At 63.7% G+C, this 19,155-nt stretch carries 12 protein-coding genes; 6 read left to right on the plus strand and 6 right to left on the minus strand.

Going from position 1 to position 19,155, the window contains the following annotated elements; all coding sequences use genetic code 11:
• Positions 1-123 precede the first annotated feature (123 nt).
• Positions 124-7,881, plus strand: a complete 7,758-nt coding sequence (locus ACX80C_RS08080; protein WP_459325946.1) for an Ig-like domain-containing protein — start codon at positions 124-126, stop codon at positions 7,879-7,881.
• A gap of 319 nt (positions 7,882-8,200) precedes the next feature.
• Here the strand turns inward: ACX80C_RS08080 and ACX80C_RS08085 are convergent, their stop codons facing one another.
• The 3 genes from ACX80C_RS08085 to ACX80C_RS08095 all read right to left on the minus strand — a co-directional run bounded on the left by ACX80C_RS08085 (position 8,201) and on the right by ACX80C_RS08095 (position 10,125).
• Positions 8,201-8,386 carry a PspC domain-containing protein gene (locus tag ACX80C_RS08085; protein WP_459325947.1) on the minus strand — a complete coding sequence of 62 codons (186 nt, stop codon included), beginning with the start codon at positions 8,384-8,386 and terminating at the stop codon, positions 8,201-8,203.
• Positions 8,387-8,458: 72 nt separating this feature from the next.
• Positions 8,459-9,703 (minus strand): MFS transporter, encoded by a 1,245-nt coding sequence (locus tag ACX80C_RS08090; RefSeq protein WP_459325948.1) that lies wholly within the window; start codon positions 9,701-9,703, stop codon positions 8,459-8,461.
• Entirely contained in the window at positions 9,700-10,125 is a 426-nt protein-coding gene (locus ACX80C_RS08095) for a MarR family winged helix-turn-helix transcriptional regulator (RefSeq protein ID WP_459326104.1), read from the minus strand. Before ACX80C_RS08095 ends, ACX80C_RS08090 begins: the two co-directional genes overlap by 4 nt.
• A 149-nt stretch (positions 10,126-10,274) precedes the next feature.
• Between ACX80C_RS08095 and ACX80C_RS08100 the strand changes: the two genes are divergently transcribed.
• The 4 genes from ACX80C_RS08100 (at position 10,275) to ACX80C_RS08115 (ending at position 16,294) form a co-directional block, all read left to right on the plus strand.
• Positions 10,275-10,805: a GNAT family N-acetyltransferase gene (locus ACX80C_RS08100; RefSeq protein WP_459325949.1), complete on the plus strand. Its 531-nt coding sequence runs from the start codon at positions 10,275-10,277 to the stop codon at positions 10,803-10,805.
• A 317-nt stretch (positions 10,806-11,122) separates the two neighbouring features.
• A complete protein-coding gene (locus ACX80C_RS08105) occupies positions 11,123-12,406 on the plus strand; it encodes an exo-beta-N-acetylmuramidase NamZ family protein (RefSeq protein WP_459325950.1) in 1,284 nt (427 codons plus the stop codon).
• Positions 12,406-14,196 (plus strand): serine hydrolase domain-containing protein, encoded by a 1,791-nt coding sequence (locus ACX80C_RS08110; protein WP_459325951.1) that lies wholly within the window; start codon positions 12,406-12,408, stop codon positions 14,194-14,196. The genes ACX80C_RS08105 and ACX80C_RS08110 overlap by 1 nt, the downstream gene beginning before the upstream one ends.
• A gap of 58 nt (positions 14,197-14,254) precedes the next feature.
• On the plus strand, positions 14,255-16,294 hold the full coding sequence (locus tag ACX80C_RS08115) for a glycoside hydrolase family 3 protein (protein ID WP_459325952.1): 2,040 nt from the start codon (positions 14,255-14,257) through the stop codon (positions 16,292-16,294).
• Positions 16,295-16,404: 110 nt separating this feature from the next.
• Here the strand turns inward: ACX80C_RS08115 and ACX80C_RS08120 are convergent, their stop codons facing one another.
• A complete protein-coding gene (locus ACX80C_RS08120) occupies positions 16,405-17,448 on the minus strand; it encodes an NAD(P)-dependent alcohol dehydrogenase (RefSeq protein WP_459325953.1) in 1,044 nt (347 codons plus the stop codon).
• 133 nt (positions 17,449-17,581) lie between these two features.
• Between ACX80C_RS08120 and ACX80C_RS08125 the strand changes: the two genes are divergently transcribed.
• The gene (locus tag ACX80C_RS08125; RefSeq protein WP_459325954.1) at positions 17,582-18,451 is read left to right on the plus strand and encodes a helix-turn-helix transcriptional regulator; all 870 of its coding nucleotides are present in this window, start codon (positions 17,582-17,584) and stop codon (positions 18,449-18,451) included.
• A gap of 22 nt (positions 18,452-18,473) precedes the next feature.
• Here the strand turns inward: ACX80C_RS08125 and vapC are convergent, their stop codons facing one another.
• A complete protein-coding gene (gene vapC / locus ACX80C_RS08130; RefSeq protein WP_459325955.1) occupies positions 18,474-18,899 on the minus strand; it encodes a tRNA(fMet)-specific endonuclease VapC in 426 nt (141 codons plus the stop codon).
• Positions 18,896-19,126, minus strand: a complete 231-nt coding sequence (gene vapB, locus ACX80C_RS08135; protein WP_459325956.1) for a type II toxin-antitoxin system VapB family antitoxin — start codon at positions 19,124-19,126, stop codon at positions 18,896-18,898. Before vapB ends, vapC begins: the two co-directional genes overlap by 4 nt.
• Positions 19,127-19,155: the final 29 nt, after the last annotated feature.

Below are 19,155 nucleotides of genomic sequence, written 5' to 3' on the forward strand. Positions count from 1 at the left end.
CCGCCCCGTAATACGTTTCAATCACACCGCTAGCGAATCCCACACTTTCAGTGTTGGATGGTTTGTGTGGTCTCAAAGTCTTGGTATTCGGGGAATTTTTTCGTTCGTCTAGTCCGGCGGGGCATGGCTGGCCTGCTGGTGGCGCTATTCGCTGCCACAGCGCTGCCGCTCATCAATCCCGCGCCGGCTGATGCCGCCGTCGTGCGCCCATTCGAGCCGGTATTCTCAGCGAATACCAACGGCGCAATCCAGATCCGTGGGAACTCGAACATGACCTGCCTCACCAGCGCGGCGGGATGTACCGCTGCGAGGGCGGGCACCGGCACAGTGCTGAACAACAACAACTTCTCGATGGTGTTCACCGACATCGACACCACCGGCAGCACGTTCAACTCCTCAAACGCCCAAATTGCCATGCCGGACAGCTCCAACGTGCTGTTCGCTGGGCTGTATTGGAGCGGCTCGCTGACCACGCCGAGCGGAGGTACCGCACCGCCGAACGCCACGCTGTTCAACCAGGTACAGCTGCAAACACCAGCCCAGGGCTACTCAACAGTCGCCGCGGCGGAAACATCCCGGCTTTCAAACGGCGCATACTATGCCTTCGCTGACGTCACCAGTGCCGTCGCGGCCGCCGGTTCGGGAACCTATCAGGTTGCCAATATCCAGGCCGCGCGCGGCGTCGACCAGTACGCAGGGTGGTCGCTCGTCGTCGCTTACGGAAACCCCGGCGAGCCGATGCGCAACCTCACTGTGTTCGACGGTTTCGGCTCGGTCTCCGGTACCGAAGTGGTAACCATCCCTGTCAGCGGCTTCCAGACTCCCCCATCAGGCCAGGTGCGCACCCGTGTGGGCTCAGTGACTTTCGAGGGCGACCGCGGCTTCGTCGGGGACCAGCTCCAACTCAACGGACAGAATCTGACCAACGCTGCCAATCCCGCTGCGAACACGTTCAATTCGACGGTCTCGGAAGACGGCTCCCTTATCACCACTCGCAACCCGAACTACGTCAACAACATGGGCAGCGACGCCGATCGGTTCGACGCCACAGGAATCCTCGGCAACAGCGCCACCTCGGCAACACTGCGCCTGACCACCAACGGCGACACCTATTACCCGGCAGTCACCACGTTCTCCACCGAGCTCTACGCACCCAAGCTAAGCACGGACAAGTCGAGTGAAGACCTCAACGGGGGCGTACTGGAGCCCGGCGACATCATCGAGTACACCCTCGCGACGGTCAACGACGGGCAAGACGCGGCCACTCTCTCGCGCATGGTCGACGCCATCCCGGTCAACACAACGTACGTGCCCGGGTCCATGACCCTGAACGGTCAACCGTTGACGGACGCCGACGGCGACGACACCGGGGTCCTGCGCACCGGCACCGACGAGAACCGCATCCGCGTGAACCTCGGGCAGGGTGCCACCGCGACGAGCGGCGGCCGCGTCGGCGTCGGCCAGACCGCCACGGTCACCTACCGCGCGCAGGTTAACCCTGACGTGCTCGACGACGTCGACATCGTCAACGTCGCACTCACCGACTACACGGGTGCACAGACGGGGCTCGCGTTCTCCACCTCAAGCAACATCACGCGGGACCCAGTCACCGCACCCCGATCGGACCTGAGGATCCGGAAGGTGGCCGCCACCGACGTCGTACAACGAGGCGACGACGCCGGTTACCAGATCCGCGTCATCAATGACGGCCCCAAGGCTGCGACCGGCGTCATCGTCACCGACACCCTCCCGGGGGGCATGACCCCGGAGACGGTCACGCCAACGCAAGGCACCTGCATAATTGCCGCCCAGGTGATTACCTGCCAACTTGGGCAACTGGCGGTGGGCGACACCGCCGTCGTCAATATTGTCGCCAGCACTTCGGACACTACTGAAGATCCGGCCGTGAATGAGGCCACCGTCACTTCCGACACCACCGAACCCAACCCCGGCAACAACACCGCTACGGCCTCGATCGCGGTCAATCAGGCACCCATTACCAGCCCCGACAGCGCGACCACCAACACAGACGAGGCAGTCACGGTCAACGTCGCCGCTAATGACGTTGACGCGGACGGCGATGCGCTGAACGTTATCGAGGCGCTCGTCGAGCCGCCACAGCACGGAACCGTGACCGTCAATCCGGACGGTACCCTGACCTACCGTCCGTTCCCGGGCTACGCCGGCACCGACACAGTCACTTATACCGTCAGCGACGGCCGAGGCGGCCTTGCCCAGGGCACGCTTGGTATCACCGTCAACAACGCGCCGCCGGTCGGGGTAGACGACGAAGCGAGCACCACCACGGGCACGCCAGTAACCATCGGTGTGCTGGCCAATGACACCGATCCGAACATCCCGGGCACCGATCAGACGCTATCCGTGTCTGAAGTAAGCACGCCGGCAAACGGCACTGCGGCAGTCAACGCCGACGGCACCATCACCTACACGCCGAACGCAAGCTTTTCCGGCACGGACACCTTCACCTACACCGTTTCCGATAGTGCCGGCGGTACCGATACCGTCACCGTGAGCGTGTTTGTACCCGACGCCGTTCCGGTCGCCGCCGACGATTCAGCCACCACCCCGTACAACACCGTGGTCGACGTCGACGTGCTCGCCAATGACACGGACAACAACGGCCAGCCGCTGAGCATCGTGGCCGGCAGCCTCACCGTACCAACGGACGCAGACGGGCAGATTCGCGGCAGCGCGGAGATCGTTGACGGTCAGGTTCGCTACACGCCGCCAGCAGGCTTCTCCGGCGCCGTCACCTTCGACTACACCGTCACGGACGGCATGGGCGGGACCAGTACCGACGTCGGCATGGTGAGTATCGTCGTCGAGAACGCGCCACCCACGGCAGAGAATGACCTGGCGACCACCGAGACCGACACACCGGTAACCATCGACGTACTCGCCAACGACACCGATCCCAATGGGACTACCTTGCAGATTGTCGGCACCGGCACCGCCGAGGACGGCCGGGTGACCGTCGAGCCAGACGGAACGGTGACCTACTACGCCCCGAACCCCGGGTTCAAAGGCACCGACACCTTCACCTATATGGTCTCTGACGGCAACGGCGGAACCGATGAAGGTACTGTCACGGTCACCGTCAAGAATGCTGCGCCCACCGTGACCAACGAACGCCGCTCCACTCCCGGCGGAACAGCGGTGGGCGTGCCCGTCCTGATCAATGACACCGATCCCAACGGCGATCCCCTCGCCATCGCTGACTTCCAGGCCACCACACCCAACGGCACCATCACCCAGCAGGGCGATGAGCTGATCTACACCCCTGCTGCGGGCTTCCAGGGCACTGATACCTTCACCTACACAGTGTCCGACGGCGACGGCGGCACCACCGAGGGCACCGTGACCATCGAGGTGGTCAATACGACACCTGTTGCCAACGACGACTCCGCCAGCGCTATGGCCGAACCCGGAGGCTCCATAACCCTCGACGCGCTGGCAGACGACACGGATGCCAACGGCGATCCGCTGACCATCACCGGCGTTACCCGGGGCATCGGCGGCACAGTGGCCGTGGTCGATGGACGCTTGGTCTACACCTACTTTGACGACTTCGCCGGCGTGGATGCCTTTACCTACAGCATCAGCGACGGCCGGGGCGGCGCGAGCACCACAACGGTGACGGTGACCGTACTGAACGGCAATCCCATCACCCAAGCGGACAGTGCAAGCACCACCCGCGGTACGCCTGTTACCGTCGACGCGCTGGCGAACGACACAGACCCCAACGACGACGCCATCTCCCTGACCTTCGTGCAGCAGCCTGCCAACGGAACGGCAGAGGTAGTGGACGGGCAGGTGCGGTACACCCCGGCGGCCGACTTCAGCGGCACGGACACGGTCACCTACCGGGTCAGCGATGCACGCGGCGGCGTCTCAACGGGCACCATCACCGTAACGGTCAACAACCAGGGCCCGGATGCGGTCGATGACACCGCGCCCACTGATGCCGGCGAAGCTGTCACGGTGGACGTGCTGGCAAATGACAGCGATCCCGAGGGCGATAGCCTCGCCATCACCACCACGAGCATCCCGGCAAACGGCACCGTCGAGATTAATGCCGACGGCACTCTGACCTACCTGCCGGCAAACGGGTACGCCGGCGAGGACTCCTTCACCTACACCGTCTCCGACGGCAACGGCGGCTCAGACACCGCGACCGTCAGGGTCACCACCGGCAACGCGGCCCCACTGGCCAACCGGGATGAGGCGGGCACGGCGTCGGACACTCCGGTCACCGTGGACGTCCTGGCCAACGACACGGACGCGAATATCCCGCGGACCAACCAGGCGCTCACGGTCACGGAAGTCACGCAACCCACCACCGGCGGTACTGCGCGCATCGCCGACAACGGGACCGGCGTCGTCTTCGATCCGGCACCCGGCTTCGCGGGGACGGCCACATTCTCCTACACGGTCGACGACGGCGCCGGCGGCACCGATACCGCAACGGTCACCGTCACCGTCTCCAACGCCGCACCGGTTGCCGCGGACGACGCCGCGACCACGCCGTACAACACATGGGTCAGCGTCCCCGTACTCCTGAATGACTTCGACCCGAACGCTGATCCGCTGACCATCGAGGAACTGACCCAGCCTGCGGTCGGCACCGCCACGATCGAGGGCGGGGATATCGAGTTCACCCCACCTGTTGGCTTCTCGGGCACGGTCACGCTGGATTACACCATCGACGACGGAACGAGCGACCGGGATACGGCAACCCTCACGATCACGGTCGGCAACGCCGCCCCGGTGGCCGGTAACGACACCGCCACCACCGGCCGGCAGGGATCGGTCAGCATTGACGTCCTCGCGAACGACACCGACCCCAACCCGGACGATGCACTGCGGATCGTAGGGGTGGAGGGTACGGATTCAGTGCAGGGCACGGCCACCGTCGACGACGGCGGCACCCCGGACGATCCATCCGATGACCGAGTTGTATTTACTCCCAACCCAGGCTTCGCCGGCACAGCCACCTTCACGTACATCATTGACGACGGCGCCGGCACGCAGTCTCGCGCCCAGGTCGCCGTGACGGTGACCAACGCGGAGCCCGCCGCCGAGTTGGACGCGACGTCGACGGAGTGGAACACACCCGTCGTCGTCGACGTGCTGGCCAATGACAACGATGCCGATGGGGACCAGCTGGCCCTGACGAATGTGGGGCAGCCTACGCGCGGCGCGGTAGCCATCAACGCCGACGGAACGCTCACCTACACCCCCGATTCGAACTGGACCGGCACCGACACCTTCACGTACACCGTTACCGACACGCACGGCGGCACCAGCACCGCCACAGTCACGGTCGAAGTAGGCAACGCCCGCCCGGTAGCAGTTGATGACGGCGCCGGTACCGGGGCTGACACGCCAGTGACTATTGACGTACTGGCAAACGACACTGACCCGAACATCCCGGGTACCGGCCAGCGACTCACCGTAACTTCAGTGACGCAGCCGGAGGCCGGCGCCGGAACAGCCAGCCTGGTGCCCGGCGGTTCCGCGATCATGTTCACGCCGGCGGCCGGGTTCAGCGGTACCGCTGTGTTCACCTACACCGTCTCGGACGGCGCAGGTGGAGAGAATACCGCGGCAGTCGCGGTCACTGTGTCCGATGCAGCGCCGGTAGCGGTCGATGACTTCGCTTCGACCCCCTATCTGGCTCCCGTGGACGTCGAGGTACTGGGGAACGATTTCGATCCGAACGGGGACGCTCTGACCATAACGTCCGTAGAGCAGCCGGATCAGGGCAGCGCGGAAATCGTGGACGGCACCGTCCGCTACACGCCTCCTGCCGGGTTCTCGGGCACCGCCATCTTCACCTACACCGTTGAGGACGGACAAGGCGGTACGGACACTGGAACGGTCACCGTGACCGTTGGCAACGCTTCCCCGGTTGCGGAGGAGGACGCCGCCGAAACTGACCGGCAGCAGCCAGTCAGCATCGACGTGCTGATCAACGACAGCGATCCGAACCCTTCCGACACGCTCACCATTGTCGGCATCCAGGGACTCGACCCGGCACAGGGCAGCGCGTCACTGAACGACGCCGGTACTCCGGAGGATCCGTCCGATGACCGCATCGTGTTCACCCCGAACCCGGATTTCGCCGGCGTCGCAACTTTCACGTACGTTGTGCGCGACAGCGCCGGGCAGGAGACCAGCGGCAAGGTGGCCGTGACGGTTCGCAATGCCGGCCCGACTGCTGCCGACGATATTGCGACCGTCGAGTACGGGACTCCTAACGTGCCTTTGTACGTGCTGGACAACGACGGCGATCCGGAAGGCGACCGACTGACAATCGCTGGAACCGGCACTGCTCAGCATGGCAGTGTGACGATCGACGACCGCGGCCTTCTGATCTACACCCCTGACAGCGGGTGGGCCGGATCTGACGAGTTCACCTACACCGTCTCGGATGGGCACGGTGGAACGGCCGAAGCGACGGTTACTGTCATTGTCAGTAACGCGCCGCCGATTGCCGTCGATGACCGTGCTGGTTCCACCCAAGGGGAACCAGTGAGCATCAGCGTCCTTGGGAACGACGCCGATCCCAATATCTCGGTGACCGGTCAGACCCTTTCCCTCGTGGGCTTCGGTCAGCCACAACCCGGTGCCGGCACAGTGACCCAGGACGGCGAAAACCTCGTGTTCGCGCCGGCGGAGGGTTTCAAGGGTGTAGCCACCTTCGAATACACCGTGAGCGACGGCGCCGGCGGGTTAGCTGTGGGCACCGTCCAGGTGATCGTCGACAATGACCAGCCTGTTGCGACGCATGACAGAGCTGATACACCGTTCAACACCCCGGTCGAGATCGACGTGCTCGCCAATGACACTGACCCGAACGGCGATTCCCTGACGATCAGCGGCGTGGATGAGCCGCAGCAGGGCAGCGCTGAGGTGGTGGATGGACGCATCCGCTACAGCCCGCCGGCAGGCTTCACCGGCACAGTAATGTTCACTTACACGATCACCGATGGCGACGGCGGAACCTCCACTGCCACCGTGACAGTGATTGTTGGGAACGCGGCACCAAGCGCCCAGGACGATTCGGCCCAGACTGAGCGGGCTACTGCAGTCCGGATTGACGTTCTGGGTAATGACAGCGACCCCGACGGCGGCGGGCTGGCAATCGTTGGGACGAGCGATCCTGCCAATGGCCGGGTGGTGCTCAACGACGATGGGACGCTCACCTACATTCCCGCCAACGCCTTTGCCGGCGAGGACAGCTTCACCTACACCATCTCGGACGGTGAAGGAGGAACGGTCACCGCCACGGTGACGGTCACCGTATTGAACAACGCGCCCGATTTCGCCGATGTGCCGGTAAACGAACAGCAGAACGTCCAAGTCGGGATGCCGCTGCAGCCACTGGAAGTCAGCGACCCCGATGGCGACCGAGTGACCGTTCAGCAGGTGGCGGGCGAGCTTCCGCCGGGGATCAGCCTGAATCCGGACGGCTCATTCACCGGAGCTGCCACTACCCCCGGCACTTACACCTTCAGTGTCCAGGCATGTGATGACCGTCAGCCGGATCCGGCCTGCACGTCCCAGACCGTCACGGTGGTGGTCACGGAGGAACCTGTCACGCCGCCTCAGATCGACCCACCGGGCGATGACGACGGCGCTCCGGGCCCGGGATCCCCGGGCGACCCGCGTGATCCAGGCGATCCAGGTAACCCCGGCGATCCCGATGGGCCGAGGAAACCCGGCGACCTGATGGACGACCGGTTCCCCGACACGGGCGCACCCGCTGGGGTGATCGCCGTTGCGCTGAGCGGATTGCTTGCAATCGCTCTGGGAGCGGTAGTGCTGTTGCGGAACCGCAGCGTGCGGGACCACTAAACGTAAGTTCGGTGGCTGAAACCTAGCGGATTGGCCCATACGCCCGGAAGGGGCCGGCAGCATCCGAGGGTAGCTTCCGCGTCTTTCCGGCGCGCACCAAGATGAAGATGCTCACGGTAACCAGCACAAGTCCCATCGCCAGCAGGCTGGAGTAAAGGGGTGTTGCTGGACATCCTGCGGAGCTATCTTCCCCTGCACATGTCACGCCGGGCTGCAGGAAGCCGACGATGGTTGTGCCTAGTCCCAGGCACAAGAACATGATTCCAAGGGCGCCCCACAGCCAGTTCCTCATGCTTGTTGCCCTGAGACCAGGCCTGTACTAGGCGCTAGCCTTCGGCAGGACGATCCACAGGATGATGTAAACGAGCTCTCCAACGCCCACCAGCCCGAAGATGACGAACCCGAGCCGGACGAGCCATTTGGGGATGCCGAATCCGGCGGACAGAGCTGCGCAGACTCCGGCGATCAGCTTGCCATTACGGGGACGTGTCAGTGTGCCAGCCATGCGGGAACTCTACGCGCGATGATCACCTGACGAAACCCCACTGGTCTGTAGAGAACCCTCGGAGCCCTGCCACTACTCTTCTTGCGAGTGATCTTTCATCGTGAACCTGCGCAGGGCCGGATTGGTCAGGGCGATGATGCCGATGGACAGCACGCACGCGAGGCCTCCGGTCGCCATGGTCAGCTGCGGCGAGAGCAGGGTTGCCGAGATTCCTGCACGAAGGTTCCCCAATTCAGGTCCACCAACACCGACTATGCCCTCTACGGAACTCACCCTGCCGCGATAGGCGTCAGGGGTGGCCACCTGCAGGATTGTTCCCCGTGAGATTACCGAAATGGTGTCCGCTGCACCTGCCAGGGCGAGAAACAGAAGTGTGGCCCAAAGACCGTTTACCAGGGCCGCCGCTGCCAGGGCCGCACCCCAGAGCGCAGCTGCAACCAACTGAACCCTTCCGGCATGGGCAATCCGGTTGATCATGCCGGACGAAGCGCTCGCTACGATTCCACCGGCCGCGATGGCTGACAGGAACAATCCCAGTGTCTGGGGGCTGCCGTCGAAGCGTTGCTCATTCATCGCAGGGAACAGAGCCACGGGCATGGCCAAAAGCATCGCCGCCAAATCGCTGAGGAAAGACCCCGACAGTTCTGGACGCCGAACGATCAATCGAAGCCCGTTCTTCAAGCCCGTAACGCCCGCCTTGCCAGCTTCCCCGAGTGGGCACATCGAGGGAAGGCTCGCCACACCATAGATCGCGGCGCAAAACGCGACTGCTTCGAGCGCGTAGCACGCTTCTACGCCCAGCCAGGCGATGGACAGCCCGGCAATGGCCGGGCCAATCAACATGCTCAATTGGAAACTGACGTGTATGAGAGCTATCCCTGCCCCGACCTGCTCGGTTGGTAGGAGCCTCGGAACGAAAGTGCGGCGGGCAGGGCTCCCGAGAGACGTGAACGCACTCTGGGCGAACAGCAGCAACAGAAGTATCGGCAGGGAACCTGCGGACAGGAGGGCCTGAAGGGCGAGAAGCAAGGCCGCCACTAGTGCCCCGATGGTTGTCCACAGAACCAGCACCCGGCGATCCATCGAGTCCGCCAGCGATCCGCCGATCAGCCCGAAAATGATGATCGGCAAGGCATAGACCAGCCCAACAATTCCAACCCAGAGAGAGCTCTGCGTCATCTCCCATACCTGGTAGAGAACCGCGACAACCGTGATCTGACGGCCAAGGGTTTGAAGCGAAATTCCAATCCATAGTCTTCGGAAGTGTGGATTGGAGCGGAGGGGCCTCGTATCGAGTGACCGATCGAGGATGCTCATTCCGGCTGTCCACTCTCCAGATGCTGAAAAATCCGGTCACGAAAGGAGCGTCCCTGCAACGCATCGGCCATGTCACTCACTACTTGTTTGAAGGAGTACGGCAACTCCGAATCGAGGTCGTCGAAAGCTGCTTCGGTTGCCCGCCACTCTGTCTCGAGGAAGGGGACGAGGTCTTCGCCCTTGGAGGTCAGTGAGACTTCGCGGGTCCTAGCATCGGCGCCGGGAGCGCTGCTGATCAGACCTTCGCGCTTCATCTCTGCCACGGTCTGGCTCATCGCCGAATGAGTGACACCAACCTCGCTCGCAAGTGCGCGAACAGTCATTGGTCCTAAGTGACGCAGCCGGATCAAGGCCATGCTGTATCGCGGACGCACGCCTTTGACGCCGCGCGCACTGTAAACAGCTGCGATGTCGTCGTCCATGCCAGCGAGTAGCTGCTTCAGAGGACGAATTGAGCTGGTTTCTGTCGGATCATTCGAATTCGTCACAGCACTAATATAACAGCACTAATATATAAGTACCCGAGTCACGCCGACTCCTTGCGCCAGTACCCACACGGTACCTTGAGACCGTGAGAATCACGTCCAGGCCCTACGACCACGACGACGTCATCACCCTCGTCGCACAGGTGCAGGCCGAGTACGTTTTGATCTTCGGATCGCCGGACGAGAGTCCCATTGAACGCAAACAGTTCACGCCGCCGCGGGGTGAGTTCGCCGTCGGGTACAACGGCGAGGAGCCGATAGCCATGGGAGGCTGGCGTCTGCACGACGACGGCCGTGCCGAACTGAAGCGCATGTACGTGGTCGAATCCTCACGGGGCAACGGCTACTCGCGGCTGATCCTGAACTGGCTTGAGGCCTCTGCGGCAGCGGCTGGCGCCACCGCGCTGATCCTCGAGACCACCGAGCAAAGCCCGCCGCCCTCAGCGTGTATCGGTCGGCCGGCTACACCGAAGTGCCGCCCTTCGGTTATTACGCGGACTCCATCTATCTCGGAATCACCCTCCCGCGCGCTTAGGAAGCGATTCGCACTCCGTGGCCTTGCGCTCCTCAACGACCTTGGAAATGGGCTCATCCCAGTCGATTCCGTGCATGTCTGACCGGCTGAGACGCTGAAAACTCGGCGTGCCCTCAGCAACACGCCGCAACCCCCGGGCAGACCTGCACGGAATCAACAGGGTGCCGCCCAGGACCGCACCACGGACTGAACTCCCCGCAAGAAGAACTAATTCCCAGAACTTAGTTGACTCAAGCCCCTAAGTCGGCATAGGTTTCATAGTGATCTAGATCACCTTCACATGTCGCTTCAACTAAACCGGCAGCAGGTGCCCTTTAAAAGCCCACCTCCAGCACGCCCGGTTGAAACGATACTGCCGATCAAGTGTTACGCCTCTACACCCATCGAAAGGCACCCCCCATGTCTATCAACAGAAGAAGCCTGATCCAGGCCTCGGGACTCGGCGCCGTCGCCGCTGTCGCCGCACCGTTCGCGCCAAGCGCCGCCGCGAAGGAGCCCAAGAACAAGAACAAGCACACGCTGGTCAATGGAGCCGATGTAGCTGCCGCTGATAACTGGAACGTCTTCGCCGGCCGCACAATCGGCGTCATCACCAACCCAACCGGTGTCCTGGCCAACTTCCGCACCATTGTCGATGACATGGCGGGCAAGGGGGTCGACGTCGGCGCCGTCTTTGGCCCCGAGCACGGCTTCCGCGGCACCGCGCAGGACGGCGCAGCCGAGGAAACCTCCGTTGACCCCCGCACCGGGATCACTGTCTACGACACCTACGGTGCATCGGTAGCGACCTACGCGCGCTTCTACGAGGAGTCCGGCGTCGACACCATCGTGTTCGACATCCAGGACGTCGGCGCCCGCTTCTACACCTACATCTGGACCATGTGGGATGCCATGCAGGCAGCTTCGCAGAGCGGACGCCGCTTTGTGGTCCTGGACCGAGCCAATCCCATCGGCGGCCAGGCACGCGGCCCGGTGCTGCAGGACGGCTTCCAGTCCGGTGTCGGCAAGCTCGGAATCGCACTGCAGCACGGCATGACCGTCGGCGAGCTCGCCCGCTACTTCAATGCCGTCTTCCTCCCGAAGGCCGGCCTCGAGCCCATCGAACTCGAAGTTGTCGAGGTCCAGGGCTGGAAGCGGGAAAGGATCGTCCCGGACAACCGGGCAACCTGGATCCTCCCCAGCCCCAACATGCCGACGCCGGAAACCGCCACCCTCTACCCAGGAACCGCCCTGTTCGAGGCCACCAACATGTCCGAGGGACGCGGCACCACCCGCCCCTTCGAACTCATCGGCGCCCCGTACGTGGACTACCAGTGGGCGGAGGCCCTGAACAGCAAGGGGCTCGACGGCGTCACCTTCCGTGAGGCGTACTTCCAGCCGACACTGTCCAAGAACGTCGGCAAGATCTGCGCAGGCGTACAGGTGCACATCAACGACCATGAGGTCGTCGAAGCCCTCGAGGTGGGCATCCATATGCTCGTCGAGGCAAAGCGGCTCTACCCGGGTTTCGACTGGCGCGGCGACGGCGGCCGCTGGATGGGCCTGCTCAGCGGGTCGGCACGCGCGGCCGAGCAGATCGACGCCGGAGAGAGTGCTGAGAGGATCATCGGCTCCTGGGGCCGCGAACTCGGCCAGTTTGTCCGCGACACCCGGCCTTTCCTCCTTTACCCCGGACGCCGCTGATGCGCGCCCCTCGCCAGACCGGATACAAGGCAGGCGCCGTCCTTGCCATCACTGGAATGGTCCTCAGCGGAGTCAGCGGCGTAGCCTACGCCGACAAGAACGACGCAGCCAGCTCAGCCCAGCGCAATACGAACGGCGCAGACCATCGCGCCGCGGGAAGGTTCGACATGCCCCTGGACGGGTTCTCACCGGCCAACACGCGCCTGGTCGAAGGTAACCCCCGTGCCGTCGGCATCCACGACACCTCAACCATTGACGCCGCCTGGAAGCAGATCGAAGCGTACGCAAATCCCGCGGACGCGGACACCCGGCCAATGTATGCGTCCGCCGTCGGGCTGATGGCCCATCAGGGGCGGATCGTGGGGACGCATGCAAGCGGATTCTCACGCCTGTACGCGGACGGCGACGGCACCAGGCTCCCCGCCGAAGAACAGATCGCGGCCACCGAGGACACCATCTACGATCTCGCGTCAGTGACCAAGCTCTTCACGTCACTACTGGTCATGCAGCAGGTTGAGCAGGGCCGCCTGGACCTCGACCAGCCGTATGCCGCCTACGTCCCCTCATTCGGGAACAACGGCAAGGAAGGGATTACTCTCCGGCAGATGCTCACGCACACCTCGGGCCTGAAACCGTGGCTGCCGCTCTGGAGTGCCTACGACACCAAGGCCGAACGCATCCAGGCCGTTATGGAGACCACTCCGGATGACGAACCCGGAACTGCCTACACCTACAGCGACCTCAACCTGATCGCCTTGGGCGTGCTGGTGGAGCAGGTTACCGGCCAGCGGCTTGATGAGGCGCTGGCAACCGGGATCACTGGCCCCCTCGGGCTGACGGACACCGAATTCAACCCGCCCGCAAGCAAGCTTCACCGGATCGCGGCAACCGAATACCAGGCCACGCCCAACCGCGGCGTTGTGTGGGGCGAAGTCCATGACGAGAACGCGTGGAGCCTCGGCGGCATTGCCGGTCACGCGGGGATCTTCTCCACCACCGGCGACATGGCCGTGCTGGCCCAGACACTACTGAACGGCGGCACCTACCAGGGAGTTCGAATCCTGGAGCAGAGCACGGTTGAGCAGCTGCTGCACAACGAGAACGAGGAGTTCCCCGGCAACGCGCACGGTCTCGGGTTCGAGCTGAACCAGATGTGGTACATGGGCGGCCTCTCCAATCCATCGGCGGCGGGCCACACGGGATACACCGGAACGTCGATCGTCATCGACTACGCCTCACGGTCCTTCGCGATCCTGCTGACCAACCGCGTGCATCCCAGCCGGACCTGGGGCTCCAACAACCCGGCTCGACGGGTGATTGCGGATGGTCTCGCCGGCGCCCTCGCCGTGAACCCGCAAAAGGGCCCAACAGCCTGGTTCGGCGGTGCTGCCAACAGCTCCGAGGCCACGCTGCAGACCAACGTGACCGTCCACAACGAAGCCGAGCTGTCCTTCGAAGTCTTCGCGGACAACGAGGCGACGGACGTCTTCGCGCTGGAGACCTCTACCGATGGCGGCGACACTTGGTCGCTCATGCCGTTCTCAGTATCCGGAGCGCAGACGGATGGCACCTACAACAACCACGGCGAGCGCACCTGGGGCAAGGCCACGGCCACGCTTCCCGTGGGCGAGCACCTGATCCGCTGGCGCTACACCACCGACGGAAACACCCTTGGCCGCGGCGTCTTCGCGGACAACATCCAGGTTCACGACGGCAACCGCACCATCCTCAACGGCGAACGCAACGCTGACGCCTTTGAGGCTGACGGGTTCTCCGAAGTACGCCGCTAAAACTCCTGACCCACCACCCCCACCACCGGGCGATGAAGCCCACAACTGAAGGTAAGAGATGCACAAACAACTAGGCAGAAGAGCGTCAGTCCTGACGGCGGCCGCCTCGGCGCTGCTCATGGCAGGCACCGGCGCAGCCTTCGCAACCGTCCCGACCAACGTCCCAGCCAACACCCCCATTACGACGACGGCGGCGCCCGACATCGACGCGATGATCGCCGACATGACCCTGGACCAGAAGATCGGCCAGATGACCTGGACACACGTGTACGGGTCATCGGCGAACGACACGTCGATGAAGGCCAATAACCAGGCGCGCTACGGCGTCGACACCCCGGCTCAGGTGGTGGAGAAGTACGATCTGGGTGGCGTGCTCTACTTCGCCTGGTCCGGGAACACGAACAACCCGGAGCAGGTGACTGGCCTGTCCAACGGCCTGCAGGAAGTCGCCCTGGACGATAGCGGCATTCCGCTGGCAGTCACTATCGACCAGGAAGGCGGACTCGTTGCCCGCATCGGGCCGCCCGCCACAGTCCTTCCAGGCAACATGGCCCTCGGCGCCACGTTCGATCAGGAACTGGCCCGCGCACAGGGTGAGATCCTCGGCTCGGAAATGCGGGCCATGGGGATCAACGTCGACTTCGCTCCTGTCCTGGACCTCAATTCCAACCCGGACAACCCGGTGATCGGAATCCGATCCATGGGTGAGGACCCGGACACCGTCAGCGCATTGGGTGTCGCCCAGATCGAGGGCATGCAGGCCAACAACGTCGGCGCTTCAGCCAAGCACTTCCCCGGCCACGGCGATACCTCGGTGGACTCCCACTACGGCCTGCCGATCGTCACCTACGACCGCGAAACACTGAACAAGCACCTTCAGCCGTTCCAGTCCGCGATTGACGCCGGGGTGGACATGGTCATGACCGCACACATCATCGTCGAGGCGATCGACCCGGAAATGCCGGGCACCCTGTCGGAGAAGGTCCTCACCGGACTGCTGCGGGACGAGATGGGATTCGAGGGACTGGTCACCACCGACGCACTCGACATGGCCGCGATGACCGCTCAGTGGAGCCAGGAGGAGATCTCCGTCATGGCCATCCAGGCCGGCTCGGACATCCTCCTGAACTCGCCCGACGTCGACGCCTCCTTCGCAGGCGTTCGCGCCGCCGTCGAATCCGGAGAGCTCACCGAGGAACGCCTCGATGAGTCGGTCCGCCGGATCCTCGAGTGGAAGGTAAAGCGCGGAGTGTTCGAGCAGCCGATGGCTGATCCCGGGGCCGTGGACACAGTCGTCGGTAACCCTGAGCACCTCGCCACGGCCAACACCATATCGGACCGCGCCGTCACCCTTCTGCGCAACGAGGGCGACGTCCTGCCGCTCGACGGGCACGAGTCGGTGCTGATGGTCGGATCGGGTTCGGGCTGGCCGGAACTGGTTGGGCCGATGCTCTTGGACAAGGGCTTCGCTGTTACTGAGGACTACGAAAACGGCAGCTCGCCTTCGGCTGCGTACCGCGAACGTGCGGTCGCTGCGGCGGAGGATGCCGACGTCGTCGTCTTCACCTCGTACAACGCGACCGGCAACACCGCCCAGCAACAGATGGTGGCTGCGCTCGCAGAGACGGGGACGCCCGTCGTCGTTATCGCTACCCGCAACCCGTACGACATCAGTGTCCTCCCGGGCGCTGACGCCGTGCTGAACAGTTACGGGGTCAAGCCGGTGAATTTCCACGGCGTTGTCCGCGCGATGACCGGTGAAGTGAATCCGACCGGCAAGCTGCCGGTCAACATTCCCGAAGCCGACGGCGAGGGCATGCTTCTGCCGCTGGGCTTCGGCCTCAGCTACGCCACCGAGGTGGTTCCTGCGGAGCCGACGTCCGTGGACCGGCCGGGTCTCGGGCGGGATGCTTACACGATTCCCGCAGTCGAGGGCGTGGACTACCTGGTCAACGGCGAGGTTGTTGCAGCCGGAACGCACCGGAAGCCGCGCGGTACCGTGACTGTTACCGCCGCAGCGCAGGAGGGGTACGTGCTCGACGACGGCGCCACCGCCGAGTGGAGCTTCACCTTCACCCTCGGGCGGCCGACGCCGTAGCACCGGCTACTCCTGAACGATCCCGTGCAGGTTTGACGGGCCTTAAAGCCGAAACCTCGGCGTGTCTCAACGGACACGCCGAGGTTTCGGTTTGAACCTGCGACGAATGGTTAGAGCGTCGACGTATCAATCACGAAGCGGTACCGCACATCGGAGGCGAGGACGCGCTCGTACGCTTCGTTGATCTTCTCGGCCGGAATGACCTCGATCTCTGCGCCCAGCTGGTGCTCGGCGCAGAAGTCGAGCATCTCCTGGGTTTCGCGGATACCGCCGATCGCTGATCCGGCGAAGGACCGGCGTCCGCCGATCAGCGCCATCGCGTTCACGGGCAGCGGCTCGGCGGGAGCACCGACGTTCACAAGCGCACCGTCGAGCGAGAGCAGGCCCAGGTAGTCGCTGATGTTGATCGAGGCGCTGACCGTGTTGATGATCAGGTCGAAGGAACCGGCCAGTTCAGCGAAGGTGTTCTCGTCGCTGGTGGCGTAGTAGCGGTCGGCACCGAGACGGAGCCCGTCCTCCTGCTTCTTCAGCGACTGGGACAGCACCGTAACGTCAGCACCCATCGCCTGGGCGAGTTTGACGGCCATGTGGCCGAGACCGCCGAGGCCGACGACGGCGATCTTCTTACCGGGCCCGGCACCCCAGTGCCGCAGCGGCGAGTACGTGGTGATGCCCGCGCACAGAAGGGGCGCGGCGACGTCGAGCTCGATGCCCTCGGGGATGCGGACCACGAAGTCCTCAGCCACCACAACGTGGGTGGAGTAGCCGCCCTGGGTGATCGAGCCGTCGCGGTCAACAGCGCCGTAGGTTCCGGTCATGCCTTTGAGGCAGTACTGCTCTTCGCCGGCCTTGCAGTTCTTGCACTCGCGGCAGGAGTTGACCATGCAGCCCACGCCCACGCGGTCACCGACAGCGTGTTTGGTGACGTTGGCGCCGACTTCCGTGACGACGCCGGCGATCTCGTGCCCGGGTGCCAGCGGATACTGCTGCGCGCCCCAGTCACCGCGGACGGTGTGGATGTCCGAGTGGCAGATGCCTGCGAACTTGATCTCGATCAGGACGTCATCGGGCCCTACGTCCCGGCGCTCGATGGTTGTGGGGATGAGGTCTTCGGTTGCGGATGGTGCGGAGTATGCGGAAACAGTGGTGGGCAAGGAAATCTCCTCAGATCGATCGTGCGGACTGTTATCAATCAAACACCCTTGGGAGCTTGGCGTGGGAGTCACGGCTTGTCCCGGTACTGCCAGTCCCTCCCTGGCGGGCCGTGAGTCGTCGTACCGTTGAAGCATGGAAAACCGGGACGAAGTGCGCGCCTTCCTCACAACGCGCCGCGAACGGCTGAGCCCGGAACAGGCGGCGATCCCCTTCTACGGCGGACGACGCCGGGTCAAGGGCCTGCGCCGTGAAGAAGTGGCGATGCTCGCCGGCATGAGCACTGACTACTACACACGTCTTGAACGCGGGAACCTTGGCGGGGTGTCCGACTCCGTGCTGGAGTCCCTGGCCCGGGCGCTTCAGCTCGACGAGGCGGAACGCGGTTACCTGTTCAACCTCGCGAACGCGGCTAAGGCGCCCAGCCGTGTGACCACGTCCGGGACCCGCCCACGGCCGCGTGCTGCCGCACGAACCGGGGTGCGTGAGGGCGTGTTGCGCATTCTCGAAACCATCCATGCGCCCGCTTATGTGCGGAACAATCGGTTCGACGTCGTGGCCTCCAACCGCCTCGGCCGCGCACTGTTTTCAGACGCGTACGACGACGGCGCGACCTCCTTCAATCTCGCCCGCTATACCTTCCTTGATCCCCGATCGCGTGAGTTCTTCGTGGAATGGGAGAGGATCGGGCGGGATTCCGTTGCGGCGCTTCGCCTGGAAGCCGGTTCCAATCCGTACGACCGCGGCCTGACGGACCTCGTCGGTGAGCTGTCCACGCGCAGCGAGGAGTTCCGGACGTGGTGGGCTTCGCACAACGTGAAGTTCCACTACACGGCCACGAAGACGCTGCGCCATCCAGTGGTCGGCGAGTTCGAGGTGACCGGGGAGTCCCTGGTGCTGCCGGGCGATCCCGGGTTGACCATCGTGACGTACACGGTGGAACCTGCAAGCCCCGCTGAAGAGGCGCTGAACTTCCTGGCGAGCTGGAGCACGCAGAACGCTTGAGGATGGGCGGAACACAATCCAGCTACCGTCGACTTGGATCACCTTCAGCCAGCCAATCCTCCGTGAGCAGACCCGCCACACGGGTGAACTCCTTGAGATTATTGGTTACGACCACCAATCCGCGGGAACGCGCATGACCGGCGATCATCGCATCATACGGTCCGATAGAGCTGCCCGACCGCTTCAAAGCAGCTCTGACCTGTGCCGTGTGGTGAGCGGCCGAGGCATCAAAATCCAGCACCGACAACCTCGCTGCCAATCCCTCGACAACCCGCAAGTTTCCCTCTACCCGCTCAGACAATTCCGCCCCATAGACGAGTTCGGACAGCACAATCGAAGAGAGTGCCATGCGCCCGGCATGCTCATTGAACTGGGCATGAAGGACCTCCGGCTTATACCTGAGGGCGTGGATCAATATATTGGTGTCCAGAAGGTACTTCAGCGTCACAGCGCTTCCCGCTCCTGATCTTCAGGCTGGTCACGGTGAGCCAGAAAGGTGGCGTCCACTCCCGGCTCGGCAAACCACGAATCCCACACCATATCGACCGGGGAGATAATCCGAGCTGAGCCCGCCTGGATCACTTCCACTTCCTTCACCGAATCCGGCCACTCCAACGCCTTCGGTATCCGCACAGCCTGGGTTTGGTTGTTTCTGAAAACTTTCGTTGTAGCCATGGGCCCTCCGTATGTATATACACAGCATA

The sequence above is a fragment of the Arthrobacter tecti genome (genome assembly GCF_054511355.1).